The sequence below is a fragment of the Candidatus Wallbacteria bacterium genome (genome assembly GCA_028687545.1).
Classification (GTDB): Bacteria; Muiribacteriota; JAQTZZ01; order JAQTZZ01; family JAQTZZ01; genus JAQTZZ01.
Genome location: JAQTZZ010000032.1, coordinates 34035 through 46504, shown reverse-complemented (window position 1 = coordinate 46504; position 12470 = coordinate 34035). Strand labels below are relative to the sequence as shown.

15 protein-coding genes are annotated in these 12470 nt (G+C 43.6%); 3 read left to right on the top strand and 12 right to left on the bottom strand.

Annotated features, from left to right (window positions below):
* Positions 1-549: 549 nt before the first annotated feature.
* From PHW04_12900 to PHW04_12870, 7 genes are all read right to left on the bottom strand, one after another.
* Positions 550-1086: an ORF6N domain-containing protein gene (locus tag PHW04_12900; GenBank protein MDD2716784.1), complete on the bottom strand. Its 537-nt coding sequence runs from the start codon at positions 1084-1086 to the stop codon at positions 550-552.
* Positions 1083-1829 carry a tetratricopeptide repeat protein gene (locus PHW04_12895; protein MDD2716783.1) on the bottom strand — a complete coding sequence of 249 codons (747 nt, stop codon included), beginning with the start codon at positions 1827-1829 and terminating at the stop codon, positions 1083-1085. Before PHW04_12895 ends, PHW04_12900 begins: the two co-directional genes overlap by 4 nt.
* A gap of 305 nt (positions 1830-2134) precedes the next feature.
* Positions 2135-2959 carry a hypothetical protein gene (locus PHW04_12890; GenBank protein ID MDD2716782.1) on the bottom strand — a complete coding sequence of 275 codons (825 nt, stop codon included), beginning with the start codon at positions 2957-2959 and terminating at the stop codon, positions 2135-2137.
* A 215-nt stretch (positions 2960-3174) separates the two neighbouring features.
* A complete protein-coding gene (locus PHW04_12885) occupies positions 3175-3906 on the bottom strand; it encodes a hypothetical protein (protein MDD2716781.1) in 732 nt (243 codons plus the stop codon).
* Positions 3907-3925: 19 nt separating this feature from the next.
* Complete coding sequence (locus tag PHW04_12880; protein ID MDD2716780.1) at positions 3926-4933, bottom strand: DUF4065 domain-containing protein; 1008 nt, start codon at positions 4931-4933, stop codon at positions 3926-3928.
* A 32-nt stretch (positions 4934-4965) separates the two neighbouring features.
* Positions 4966-5343: a type II toxin-antitoxin system MqsR family toxin gene (locus tag PHW04_12875; protein MDD2716779.1), complete on the bottom strand. Its 378-nt coding sequence runs from the start codon at positions 5341-5343 to the stop codon at positions 4966-4968.
* Positions 5344-5632: 289 nt separating this feature from the next.
* A complete protein-coding gene (locus tag PHW04_12870; GenBank protein ID MDD2716778.1) occupies positions 5633-6034 on the bottom strand; it encodes a hypothetical protein in 402 nt (133 codons plus the stop codon).
* A gap of 321 nt (positions 6035-6355) precedes the next feature.
* On the opposite strand from PHW04_12870, the gene PHW04_12865 reads away from it, so the two are divergent.
* A complete protein-coding gene (locus PHW04_12865; protein MDD2716777.1) occupies positions 6356-6853 on the top strand; it encodes a hypothetical protein in 498 nt (165 codons plus the stop codon).
* 5 nt (positions 6854-6858) lie between these two features.
* On the opposite strand, the gene PHW04_12860 is transcribed toward PHW04_12865, so the two are convergent.
* On the bottom strand, positions 6859-7968 hold the full coding sequence (locus PHW04_12860) for an SEL1-like repeat protein (GenBank protein ID MDD2716776.1): 1110 nt from the start codon (positions 7966-7968) through the stop codon (positions 6859-6861).
* Positions 7969-8110: 142 nt separating this feature from the next.
* On the opposite strand from PHW04_12860, the gene PHW04_12855 reads away from it, so the two are divergent.
* Complete coding sequence (locus PHW04_12855; protein ID MDD2716775.1) at positions 8111-8743, top strand: SagB/ThcOx family dehydrogenase; 633 nt, start codon at positions 8111-8113, stop codon at positions 8741-8743.
* 6 nt (positions 8744-8749) lie between these two features.
* Here PHW04_12855 and PHW04_12850 read toward each other — a convergent pair whose 3' ends face one another.
* On the bottom strand, positions 8750-9649 hold the full coding sequence (locus PHW04_12850) for a GDYXXLXY domain-containing protein (protein ID MDD2716774.1): 900 nt from the start codon (positions 9647-9649) through the stop codon (positions 8750-8752).
* The gene (locus PHW04_12845) at positions 9642-10967 is read right to left on the bottom strand and encodes a DUF2157 domain-containing protein (GenBank protein ID MDD2716773.1); all 1326 of its coding nucleotides are present in this window, start codon (positions 10965-10967) and stop codon (positions 9642-9644) included. The genes PHW04_12850 and PHW04_12845 overlap by 8 nt, the downstream gene beginning before the upstream one ends.
* Before the next feature lie 262 nt (positions 10968-11229).
* Between PHW04_12845 and PHW04_12840 the strand changes: the two genes are divergently transcribed.
* A complete protein-coding gene (locus PHW04_12840) occupies positions 11230-11385 on the top strand; it encodes a hypothetical protein (GenBank protein ID MDD2716772.1) in 156 nt (51 codons plus the stop codon).
* Positions 11386-11387: 2 nt separating this feature from the next.
* On the opposite strand, the gene PHW04_12835 is transcribed toward PHW04_12840, so the two are convergent.
* Positions 11388-11621: a hypothetical protein gene (locus PHW04_12835; GenBank protein ID MDD2716771.1), complete on the bottom strand. Its 234-nt coding sequence runs from the start codon at positions 11619-11621 to the stop codon at positions 11388-11390.
* Between the two features lie 90 nt (positions 11622-11711).
* Complete coding sequence (locus PHW04_12830; GenBank protein MDD2716770.1) at positions 11712-12464, bottom strand: HesA/MoeB/ThiF family protein; 753 nt, start codon at positions 12462-12464, stop codon at positions 11712-11714.
* Between the last annotated feature and the right edge of the window lie 6 nt (positions 12465-12470).

The following is a 12470-nucleotide window of genomic DNA, read 5'->3' as shown; positions in this document are numbered from 1 at the left end:
TAAACAGGAGATACTTCAGCCTGGAGTCAATGGAACTGATTAAGGGCTTGTATTGCAAGGAATTGAGGGCTGCTTAGGTTGACAGGAGTAGCCGATGGAAATTTACACCACTTGACGGGACGTAGCTCTTTTTTATACAATTTTAACATATTAACAAGTAAAGCATTATTCAGAAATTTACTTATTGTTTTTTCGAATTTAGACAATTAAATATTTACTTTTGATCGGATCGAATAATCCGGAAAATATCTCCTTAGCCCTTAGCGGATGGGATTGCACGATTATAAACATCCACCAATAAAAAAATCGCTCCAAAATAGGCGGAAAAACGGGGTTGTGTGAGAAATCCACTAAGAGTTTTTTACTGCCTGCGTTCACCGCGTCTGATTTCCCGCGCGTACACCGGGTAGATTGAAAACCGGTACCACCGGCACGGTCGAAGCCGGGAGGGCCGTATCCAATTATCCTTCCTCTTATTTTTCCGTCAGTGTGTGAGACCGACAAGACACGCCCAGTGAAAGACAAAGCAATCAGATATTTCCGCCAGTTCTATCCCTCGTCGCGCTTTCCCCTGAAACCGATCTGCGGTTTAGGCTTTACGGGTTGATCTGTGATCTGCGTTATGATCCGCTTGAGCACCTCTGAAATCTGTATAAGCTTCTGATCGTGTTCGTCGATCTTTTTCTTGATTTCTTGGCTCGTGCTCAGGATTTCCCTCAGCCTGGTAAACGTCCTCATGATCTGAATATTGACCATGATAGCGCGTTCACTGTTCAGGACGGATGACAGCATAGCTATGCCATTTTCCGTGAACGCATAGGGTAAATACTTAGTGTTTCGGCCTCTTCCGCTGTTCAAGGTCACAATTTGTGACCTTGAATGTTGTATCTCGTTGTCTTTCAACTGAAACATGAAATCACGGGGAAACCTTTTCAGATTCCTTTTCACAGCCTGGTTCAACACTTTCGTCTCGACCTCGTACAGCTCGGCAAGGTCTTTATCAAGCATCACCTGCTTGCCCCTGATCATGAAAATTTTGCTCTCTACAATCGGCTTCGTTGTCAACTCGGTTTTCTTTTTCGTCATGGCTTTACTTGGTTGTATTTATTTACAGGATGCTTTTCTGTCCAATCAGCCGCCATTTTTTGAGCTTCCGCAATTTGTGCAAAGTCCAATACTTCTAAAAAAGCATCTCTTTTCTTTTTCACTTCTTCGTTTCCAGAAGCTGCTGCAAGGTTATACCAGAGATAAGCTTTCATAAAATCTTGTGGAACGCCATCACCAGAGCCATAAGAATTCCCAAGATAAATTTGGGCATTGACATGCCCCTGATCAGCGGCTTTCTGAAACCATTGTATAGCTTGACTTAAGTCTTTTGCTCCACAATACCCTAAAAGATGAAACAAGCCCAGACGGAACTGCGCGTCTGCGTGATTTTGATCAGCAGCTTTCTTAAACCACTTAGCAGCCTGTGAATAATCCTGTACTTCCCCTTTCCCAATTGAATATGCAACTCCCATACGGAATTGAGATTCTGCAAAACCTTTCTCTGCTGATTTCCGAAAAAGCTGAACAGCCTGTTTATAATCTTGTTGCACCTGATCACCTGTATAATATTCACAGCCAAATACGTATAAAAGTTCCGCTTCAGTCAATGTGTGGTTGTCTTTTTTACCGGCATAACTTTGATCTGCTATTATCAGAATTACCAGCAAAATTAGAGGCATTGTAAAAAAACCAAGTTTCATATCATCACCTCTGCTTTTTTTATCTATTTTAACATAAAAATTTGCAGGATTCCTGAGCATCAAATCAATATCTTTTATCAAGTAAACATCAACTGTTACCAAAATAGAGCAAACCCTGTATTTGCAAAGGATTTGTCAATGTCCTATAAGACCTATTACGCAACCTTTGAATGCACTCTTGGCCTGGTATTGTTTTTACTTCAAACTGAATTGTGAGTAATTTACTTCGCAGATTATTTTTATTCTAGCCGGATCGTAATTCGATGAATTGCTTTCGCATAGCGGAACAGGGATAAACTTGCCTTCTTCTTTCATTACATCAAAATTCACCTGTTCTTTTTGGTAACTGCTGGAATTCTGATTCGGTAAATCTAGGTAATTAAAACTCATAGATAAGCATCCTCTCTCATGTTTAATTTTACATCAAAATAATGTTTTCGTCTAATCCATTTAAACCCTTCATGCCTTGTAATTGTTGCTATTTCTACAGGACCTCCAACTGTCTGCGCTCCTGGCATGAATCTTGAATAATTTATGGTCAGATTTACTAAAAATTCAGTGAGATCAATCGCATCTTGTATTGGCATTGCTGGAGAAGTTATCGGGGCTTCAAGTTTAGGTAATAGAGTTGTAGCCAATTCTAGAATTTTGGGTTCGGGAATTTGAGCCATTTCCAGTATCTTAAAAATATTTTGACTATATCCTTTCACTAAGCGAAAGATCGGTTCCGGTTCTCCGCTCCAATTAATTCCGCATTCTTCTTTTTTCCTTAAAAGTAATGGGCCGCTACATTTTCCATTAACAATATTAATCTGCCATTCTTCAGAATGAATACTTCCACTGGAATAACCTGCAATTGTGAATCCAATCAATGGTTTTAGAAGCCAGGTATTAAATTCTTTCTCATATAAATCGCAGATGAATTTATTGAAATGGTTGGCAATTTCTTCTATCGTATAATTCTCTTTTAATTCTAAGGTTTTCCGGTAATCCTTGATAATTGTGGAAATTGATGATAATCCCATACTACCCGCGCCCCACGTGATAATTCCGATCGGATGCCCTTTTTTCAGATTAAACAACTTATTGGCATTATTATAAACATTGACTACGCCTTGTTTACCATCCGCTTCCTGAGCTACGAGTGTGGAAGCACTATCGGTAGCTAAAACAAGACCATCATTGACTTTCACGCTGATTGCAATGGTCATGTTGCTTCCTTTGATTTCATTGATAGGGAGTTACCTGATGCGGATGATTGTGAGCTGATGTTCATGAACCCCCGGCAGCCAGCGCCCGGCTGCAGAATTAGTATCTCACATTCTTTATTGTTCGGTCAAACAACCCGGAAGTTAAATTTCACATCCAAGCTGGTTGTTCATTTTTCACATGCTGTCTCCAGCATGTGAATGAGGGTAAACTAACGCTAAGGCTTTCTTGAGATTTTAATAACATCCCCGGATTTATATCTCGGATGTTTAATTGGTTTCTCAATATATTGCCTTTGCACATCAGATTTAAAGTAATCGCTTGATTTAGAAACGAAAAACAAATTGACGAAACGTCTCCATTGACCAGAACTCAATACTGAATTTCCCATTATTGTTTCATCAAAAAAGATATGATGTTTTTCTTTGATTAAAAATAACAAGGCCCTGCCTAGTGCATAAGAAAAATCAATTATAGCACTGCAATTCAGAGGATCATGATAAATATTAATTGTGAGCGGAAACTTTTTATGGATTCCAATAGGAACTGGATATCTTGTTTCAATATAAGCTGCTTCCAAGCATGTCAATGCTTCTTCTCCTGATAAATTGTCATACTTTGTTTTCAAGATAGATGGGATATCACAATTCGGATTATCGATTCCAATTTTTTTAATTACTTTCTCAATTTTGTGACTGATATCTTTTGCTATTTCGTCAATTTTTGTTTTAGCTTTTTCAAATTCTAAACTCGAGAAACTTGCACTGTTTTCTGCAATGATGAAAGCTTTACACAAAAGTTCAATTCCCATATAACAAAAATAAGGCTCAAAATGTGAATTTATTGGAGAAACATCATCTATTTCTTCTAAAGCTTTACCTGCAACAAAATGTAAAAAACTATGGTAAATCCACCAATTAACAGCTTGCTCTTTTGAAAGTTTATCCATCGATGACCCCACTCATGGTTCACTTCATAAACTTCAACACCTTCGAAAACTCATACGAAATATACTCTTTCTCAGCGGTTTTCAAATAGGCTTCTTCCTGGTGGGACAACTCGCTCGCTTTTGTTGCGGACATTGCTGTAATCTTCTTTTTTACAGTTGCCATTACTTCCAACTCTTCGGGGCTGAACATTGATATGTCGGGATTTTTAGCTGAAGTATAAACCTCCCCAATGCAGCTGCCGGAAAAATCAATTTCTTTTACCTTGAGAATCCCATCATGTATAGCAACAGCATAAATAAATTCGTAATCATCCGGAACTGGGCCAAACTGGAGTTTGACGTATCTGGAACCTGTGATTGAGAGATTGTATTTTTTAAAATTCAGAAAATCAGAATAAAAAAGAGCTTTATTGAGTATTGTTTTCAGCATTCCTTTCCCTGAGCATAGAAACAGAATAGCATTTTCCATTCTGCTGAAATCATGACTTCTGTTTCCGTTAGTATAATCAGGCGGAAAATTCCCCAGGTGACTGTTCAGTATTTTTTGCCAGCTTCCTGAAGAAAATTTATTTTTCCATATACAAAGCAGTTCACGTTTTCTTTTTTCGGCAATGCTTGAATTGGTTTCCATAAGCCGGATCAGATTTTCCGGATTTTGCGCCAGTTTCAATACCTGATCATGTGTTTCGTCCTGTAATGCTCCATTTTCATATCTACTTAAAGTAACCTCACCAAAACCAAGCAATGAAGCAAGCTCTTTTTGAGTCAAGTCATACTCTTTTCTCAATTTCCGGATTTCTTCAGGTTTCATCCATTTGAATTTCTCCCGGTAGATCTCATAAGCCATTTTCAGGCAATCTTCTTTGGATTCAGGATCTTCAAATTCCTCATGACATTTTTTACATTTCAGAAGCTTGGTTTTTACTTGAATAGCTTCATTTCGAATTTTGAAAGTCTCGGTTTTAGTGATCCTCTCAACCTCGCGTTCATCTTCACAATAAGGGCAGAAGTTTAAAATTTTGTTCATCGAAAGCCTCCAGTTTTTCGGCGGATCAAGCCTTATCGTAATGGATAAGTCATTCCGCTCTCTGCTTCATGGAAAGAGATGCAGATTACTTTGCATTGTCCTTGCACAATTTTCACTTTTATATATATTTCTCTTCCCATCAACTCTTTCCCAAACTCCCACACTTCACCCGGTTTGTCCCGATCAGGGGTCGGTCCCTGGTAGTAATTTTCAGCTTCAAGTTCCCGGACAGTACTTTTTATCATTTCTCTGGTAATTCCAAGTTCAGCTGCGAATTTCAGATTTTTGTCCCTGTCAATCAGATAGAATTTTCCTGTGTCTATGACTTCCTTCAGCTCACTCAAAAAATCGACGACGGCTTGCCTTATTTTCTGCAATTTCAAAGTGTTGAGACTAATTTTACCGCTCACAAGTTAATTATATATCATATGATATATATTATCAATAATATTATCATATGATAATTTTTCTTTGCGCAATTTTACTGAGTTTAAAAAGGAAAGCACCCCTAGTTTCTTGAATACATAAGCCTTTGATCGTGTGCCTCCCTAACTTGGAATCACAATTTGTGATTTCAAGTGTCCGATATCGTTGTCCCTCAACTGAAACATGAAGTCAGACGGAAACCTTTTCAGGTTCCTTTTCACAGCCTGATGCAGTGTCCTGGTATCGATCCATTGAGATGATTATTATTAGAGCCTATTTCTTTTTCTTCCCGTCCTTGACCGGAACGCTGAAGTCGAATCCGTAGACGTCGGTATGCCAGGCCGCATTGCGGCCGGAAATGCCGTAAGTGATCTGCATGGCCAGCAGCTGATTCCCGTATCCGGCGTTTTTCAGAAATTCCTGGAACGAATCATCCTGATGCTTGTCCAGATCCATGCTGTCTACCCGTTTCCTGAAATCCGCGGACATGTACCCGAAGCCGCCTGTACCTCCGTCAAAAATGAAAACCAGGTGGCAGCAGTGGCTGGGCTTTACCCTTTCCTTTCTATCTCCGGCAATGCTCTTCCCGCAGACTGGACAGTGAACGGCAGGAGGTCCGTTTTCGAACGGCTGCTCGATTTCGACAAACTGGGGCTGTACTGCTTTTTTCGCCATGATTTCTCCTCATTAACTGTTTGTTCAGAAGTTTAGTTTACTCAATCCTGGGGTTTAATAAAATATTTCTGGATTAATCTGAAGTCCCCTGTTCGTGTCTAGGATTTCCCGCAGCCTGGTGAATGTCCGCATGATCTGGATATTGACCATGATAACAGGTTAGACTTAATAATGATTCCTTCTTCATTTTTCTCTAAAATTGCCGATAATTTCCATGATACACAATGGGCCTGACCGGAGAAAAGCAAATGATATTGATTGATGCAAATTGATGCTTTACATGCCGGCAGAAGTATTGGATTATGTGCAAAAGGGGGAAGAGTGAAAAAGATTGTATCAGTCCTGTTCGTCTGTATCGTTTTCACCAGTATTGTTTCAGCTTCAGAGACAGCCGGCTTGTGGAGCGAACTCGGGACATGCCTGAGAGCGGACCTGCTGTCAGGGCTTTATTCTGATCAGGACCAGCTGGTGATCCGGAATGTAATCAAGAGCGCTGAACAGAAAAGCATTTCCTTCATCTATTCCCCATCCCTGGACGGGATGATAGTCGGCCCGGCAAGGTCTCAGGATTACAGGGGTGATTTTTACAAATCCCGTAATCCTGAATTCAGGGAATTCCTTTTAAGAATTTTAAACATCCTGAGGGATAAATACATTCCTGATCATCAAGGCAGAGAATTTGAATGCACCTTGAACATTTCCAGGGGGGCTGAATTCGAAGTCAGGGCCAGATTCGACTTCACAGGCGAAGACATCCCGGCAGGTTTCAATATTTCACTAGCTGAATTCGAAACCATGCTCCTTGGAGAATCCCTGTAAATTGCTCAAAGTCCTGCAGCCTTACTCTGATGTTTCTCGATCCACTCAGCCGCCATTTTTTTGGCTTCAGCAATCTGTGCAGGTGTCATTTTTTCTGCCAGAGCTTCCCGTTTTTTTCTTGCTTCTCCCAGTCCTGAAGCAGTGGCCAGATTAAACCAGAAGTGAGCCTTCACACAGTCTTTCGGCACTCCAGCCCCTTCGGCATACAATCCCCCAAGATTGTATTGAGCCTCAGCCACACCCTGGTCAGCGGCTTTCTGATACAGTTCCACAGCTTTCTTGTAATCCTGCGGCACTCCCCGGCCTGTGTCATAGATGACACCAAGATGGTACTGGGCCTGGCTATCTCCCTGATCAGCGGCTTTCTGGAACCAGGCTGCAGCCAGCTTGTAATCTTTTGGTACGTCTAAGCCGGTTTCATAGATTAATCCAAAACTGTACTGGGCCCGGGCAATACCCTGATCAGCGGCTTTCTTAAACCACTTTGCAGCCTGCTTGTAATCTCTGGGAACCCCCCCGGCATTGCCATACATAGTCCCAAGATTGTATTGTGCATCGGCATTACCCTGTTCAGCTGCTTTCTGGAACCAGACTGCTGCCTGTCCATAATCTTGAGGGACTCCCAGGCCATCTTGATACATTAAGCCAAGGTTATATTGTGCATCAGCATGTCCCTGATCAGCAGATTTCTGATAGTACAGCATAGCTTTCTTGTAGTCCTGGGTTATACCCAGTCCCACCTGATACATGTAACCAAGACTGTACAGGGCATCAGCATTGCCTTGATCAGCGGATTTCTGGAACCAATCCATGCCTTTCCGGCAATCCTTTGATACGCCCTGGCCATTGTAATACATGACAGCAAGATCATACTGTGCCACAGCCGCTCCCTGTTCAGCTGCCTTTTGAATCCACTGCAGGGCCTGCTTGTAATCCTGTGGTACTCCTGAACCTCTGAAATACATGTCGCCTAGACTGCACTGTGATTCTTTATCACCTTTTTCAGCTTTTTCCATCAGTACTTCCAAAGTGCTTTTTTCTCCGGCTGGACATTGTTGAGAAAATGCCAGAAATATCAGCAGGGCTGCGCTGATTGTGACCAGAATCTGTTTCATATTCCACCTCAGCTTTTTCCTCCATTTTAACAGATCATAGAATTTAAGTCAGGCATACATAGACCTCATTCTGGAATCAAGGTCCAAATTGAATCCTAAATCACTGTTGTGTAAACTGGGATTTAAATCCACTGGAGGAATCATGAACAAAATCACATTTTTTTTACTGTTCTGCGCAATCACAGTTTTTGCGGCTGACTCAGCCCTGGCGCCGATCAAGCTGAATCAACCACGCCTGAACCATGGCAAGCTCCTGATGGAAGCGCTTTCCGCGCGTCACACTGAACGCTCGTTTGCCACCACTGAAATCACGATTGAAGTGCTCTCAGACCTGTGCTGGGCGGCTTTCGGGATCAACAGGGCTGACGGGAAGCGGACTGCCCCCAGCGCGATGAACAAGCAGGAAATCGACATATACGCCGCCATGGCATCCGGACTTTATCTCTATGACCCTAAAAACAATCAGCTGACACCTGTTTTATCCCAGGACCTGCGGCCGCTGGCAGGGAAACAGCCTTTTGTCGCTTCAGTCCCGCTCTGCCTGATCTATGTGGCGGACACAGCCCGCATGGGTAAAGACAGCGCTGCCAATGATTTCTATTCCGCTGCTGACACAGGATTCATCAGCCAGAATGTCTATCTGTATTGCGCTTCAGAAGGCCTGGTTACAGTGGTGATGGGCATGGTGGATAAGGAAAAGCTGGCTTCTGCAATGAAGCTGCGCCCAGAACAGAAGATAATCCTCTCTCAGGCAGTGGGCTGGCCAGGAAAATAAAAGTTCCTAGAACCCCTGCTCTGCTTTTGCCTTTTCGAGCAATTTCACGATCTCATCGTATTTGTTAAGCCTGGCGATCCCCAGAGGCGTGATTTCTCCATACATGTCCAGTTGCGGGCGCCGCTCCAGAATCAACTTCACGATTTCGGGTTTTCCTAGAGCGCAGGCATACATCAGAGGGGTCCATCTGTTATAGTCATGCGAGTCGTAATTCTGGGAATTGACATCTGCGCCTTTGTCCAGCTGTTTTTTTACTTCAGCCGTATCTCCGGAATTAATCGCCTTAATCAGTTCAAGAACCAGATTCTCATCCTGCGCTGGAGACTTCACTTCTTCAGTGACCTGGGGATTTCTCAGAAATTCCCGGATGGATTGATTTCCAAAATACAGTTCTTCCAGAGCAGCTTTGCCACCTAACACTCTCACTGTAACATAGGCATCTCTGCGCTTGCCAGAGCTGAATTTCCGGTAAGCTTTCTCAGCTTCAGGAGCCAGGTCCTCAGGTAGAAAATAACGGTTGAAATTGAAATTAATCGTGGCTGTCTTCGTGGTATCAACCTTTTCTTCAGATATCCACCCCATCTTGGTCCTGATAAAATCACCCTGAGGGCAGTCGGCGGTTACAGCCTCGACTTTGGCAAAACCCTCAGCATCGTTCGCAATCAGGGCATAAGCCCACTGATTGCTTTTTACGCCGCGGCAGCATTCAAGCGGAACAGTGCCTGCCTCCATTTTGAGTGCGACATAGCGCCCCCTGAAAGCGTCATACGGATCAACAGGTGCGGTTCTGAATTTGAACTGGTGTCCATCCCTTAGAATGATTTCCCGTTCGTAAATCATCCAGGCAGGAACCAGCAATTGAATCAAAGCCAGCAGCAGGAAAACACAGACTGCCTTTTTAACCATTCGCCCTCCCTGAGCGGAATCCGCTTTTCGAGACGAACAGATTGACTCCCAGAAACAGCGATCCCAGCACGATGAAAATCACTCCTCTCGTTAGCAGACCCAGGTCGCTGTCGAAGAATCGCGCCATGATCAGGACCATCACTGCGATCATGCCCAGATTCAATGTACTGAGGCGGCGGACTTGAATCCCCTGCCAGATTTTTGTGCATCCCAGAGCGAGGAAAAGCAAATTATAAATCCAGTTCATCCAGCTTCCAAGCGGTCCGAAACCCGAGGCTGCAAAGGCGGAAGTTGAAAGCAGGGGAACCGCCAGTACCAGAGATTCCAGTTCAAGCCTGTGCAGATATCGCGCGGCCAGAATCAAAAAGCCTGCAAGCAATAATCCCGCCAGCACATAGTCCATCTGCCAGGTGGTATAATCGATTCTCCATGTGTAAGCGCGAGGGCTTTTATCCCAGCCGATGTCTCTCCAGGTATCTGAAAAAGTCAGGATAAAGCAGATTATCAGGGAAACAAAATAACCGATCAGGCGCAGCGGATTTTTTTTTAGGCTTTCCATCCGGTCGAAAAACAGCCTGCCGCAAAGATACATGCTCCCGAAAAGAGAACTGTAAACCACAATCCAGAGTCCCCGGACATGTCCTCCAAACGTGCAGGCCACAGCCGGAGCGAGCCAGATCGAAAAAGCCCAGGTCAGGATCAAGCTGCGAACCGAAAATAAATCCCGCTTTAAAACAATCAGCAGGTAGATAATCGCCACAGTTGAAAGCAAACTGAAAAACAGATAAAAAAAAGGCAGTTCGTTTCTGCCGTATTCTGTCCAGAAGAGGATGCCATACAAATAAAAAATTGAGATTGAGGCAGAATCCAAAATAAAGATCAGAGGAGCTGAAAGCAGCATCCAGGTAAGCACAAATTTTCCAGGATCACCTTCAATGTGATATGTCTGTCCGACAAGAGCGATTGAGGAACCGATGGCGAAAAAAAGTAAGATCCCTGCACCTTCTTTCCAGGGAATCGAATCCTTTTTTCTGTACAGGGTGAACAGAACCGCACTCTGCCCAATCAGCAGGGGAATAAAAGAGAGAAAAGTCCTGGCAGGCCTCGACAATAAATCCCAGTTGTGAGCCAGAATCAGGATCACGCCCGAACCGATCAGTGTTGTTCCGATGATGCTCAGCAGCACCATCCCCCAGTTAATCCCCGGCTTTACTTCTTTCCCATAATACTGCCTGAGATTTTCAATGGCATCCTCCTGCAGTACGCCAAGTTTTTTTAACTGCAACAATTCATTCCGCAGCCATTCTGTGTGATTCATCGATCCTCCGGCTTTTAAACTTCCCGGATTTCAGTATATCCAAAACATTAGTTTGATAAAACTGCCAAAAATGGTCTTCCGGTGTAGTTAAATTGACCTGTTTCAGATGCAATCTCGTCTGCGTTACACCGCAATTATTTTTAATTCTTAACAAATTGCAGCTTTATTTGTTTCCTGCTTTCAGGTATAATTTAAACAGGTCAACTTGAAAGCGAAATGGGGATCGCCTCAAGTTGGAACAAAAATTCTTGACGGAGGTTTTGTGAGTCCCAAAAAGGTCGGGAACGGTAAAAAGAAGCAGAAAAATTCAGTCGGTGCAGTAGTGAAACCAGAGGGGGGCGAAACAGTTCGACTTCAAGTGCAATTTTCGGATAATCAGAATCAGATCAAATCAAAGTCGCTGCAACGCCCGAAATAAGATCACCCTCCTCCTACGGGGATCATCAATTGCAACGAGTCGCCCTGGGTCAGCAGTGTGAAATGGCTCAGGCGTTTGTCGTGCCTGAAAACCTGAATAAAGTTCAGCTGTTCTTTCTTGAAATGCAGAGTCTCGAGAAACTTCCTGACCGAGATTTTATCCGCAACATCGAATTCCTGAATTTCACTGTAAGCCCCTCTGTCAATGGCTCCGATAAATTCAACTGTGATTCGCATGGTCACCTCCGTCGCATCCTTTATTGATCATTAATGCCGTAAAGTATACCTTGAAATTCCTTCGGCACTATGGTGCCGTTTTCGAAAATGTTATAACTTACGGCGCAAATGCTCAGTAAGATTGCCGCACACATGGCAGGCCGGGTTCCGCTCTATTTTCATTTTCTGGAATCTGTTTTTCCAGGCGTCAAATACAATCAGTCTTTCCTCGACTTCTTCTCCAAGCAAAATCTTCAGCGCTGTTGTACAGCTCACTGCGGACATGATCCGGACGATTGAATTCAGGATCCCACAATTATTAACCCCAGGATAGTCGTCAGAGTCAGGAATGTCCGGCATGAAGCAGGAGAAACAGGCGCCATCCGGCTTAAATGCCAGCGACTGCCCGCAAGCTCCGGTTACTGCAGTATGCACCCAGGGCAGGGATAATTCGAGGCAGGTCTGATTGATCAGGAGTCTTGCCTGAAAATTGTCGGTAGCATCCAGCACCAGGTCGAACCCTTGTAAAAGTTTCCGGATATTATGCTGATCAGCTCTGACAATCACAGTTTCCAGGCGCACTGAAGAATTGATCCTGAACAATTTTTCTGAGGCAGCGAAACATTTCAATCTGCCAAGATCACGCTCATCGAAAAGGGTCTGCCGCTGGAGATTGGAAAGCTCCACCCGCTCCGGATCGATCAGACGCACTCTGCCTATGCCGCCCCGTGCAAGCTGTTCTGCCAGGTTTGTCCCAAGTGCTCCAGCTCCAAGGATCACTACTTCTGCAGCAGACAGCACTTTCTGCCCTTCCAGTCCAATGCCTGAAAAAGCGATCTGCCTCGAATAACGTTCTAATCCCATCTCTGA

Excerpts from the sequence above, each read along its gene's own strand:
- PHW04_12900 (MDD2716784.1), bottom strand. The coding sequence starts at position 1,086 with ATGACGAAAAAGAAAACCGAGTTGACAACGAAGCCGATTGTAGAGAGC.
- PHW04_12890 (MDD2716782.1), bottom strand. The coding sequence starts at position 2,959 with ATGACCATTGCAATCAGCGTGAAAGTCAATGATGGTCTTGTTTTAGCT.
- PHW04_12885 (MDD2716781.1), bottom strand. The coding sequence starts at position 3,906 with ATGGATAAACTTTCAAAAGAGCAAGCTGTTAATTGGTGGATTTACCAT.
- PHW04_12880 (MDD2716780.1), bottom strand. The coding sequence starts at position 4,933 with ATGAACAAAATTTTAAACTTCTGCCCTTATTGTGAAGATGAACGCGAG.
- PHW04_12870 (MDD2716778.1), bottom strand. The coding sequence starts at position 6,034 with ATGGCGAAAAAAGCAGTACAGCCCCAGTTTGTCGAAATCGAGCAGCCG.
- PHW04_12860 (MDD2716776.1), bottom strand. The coding sequence starts at position 7,968 with ATGAAACAGATTCTGGTCACAATCAGCGCAGCCCTGCTGATATTTCTG.
- PHW04_12855 (MDD2716775.1), top strand. The coding sequence starts at position 8,111 with ATGAACAAAATCACATTTTTTTTACTGTTCTGCGCAATCACAGTTTTT.
- PHW04_12850 (MDD2716774.1), bottom strand. The coding sequence starts at position 9,649 with ATGGTTAAAAAGGCAGTCTGTGTTTTCCTGCTGCTGGCTTTGATTCAA.
- PHW04_12845 (MDD2716773.1), bottom strand. The coding sequence starts at position 10,967 with ATGAATCACACAGAATGGCTGCGGAATGAATTGTTGCAGTTAAAAAAA.
- PHW04_12835 (MDD2716771.1), bottom strand. The coding sequence starts at position 11,621 with ATGCGAATCACAGTTGAATTTATCGGAGCCATTGACAGAGGGGCTTAC.
- PHW04_12830 (MDD2716770.1), bottom strand. The coding sequence starts at position 12,464 with ATGGGATTAGAACGTTATTCGAGGCAGATCGCTTTTTCAGGCATTGGA.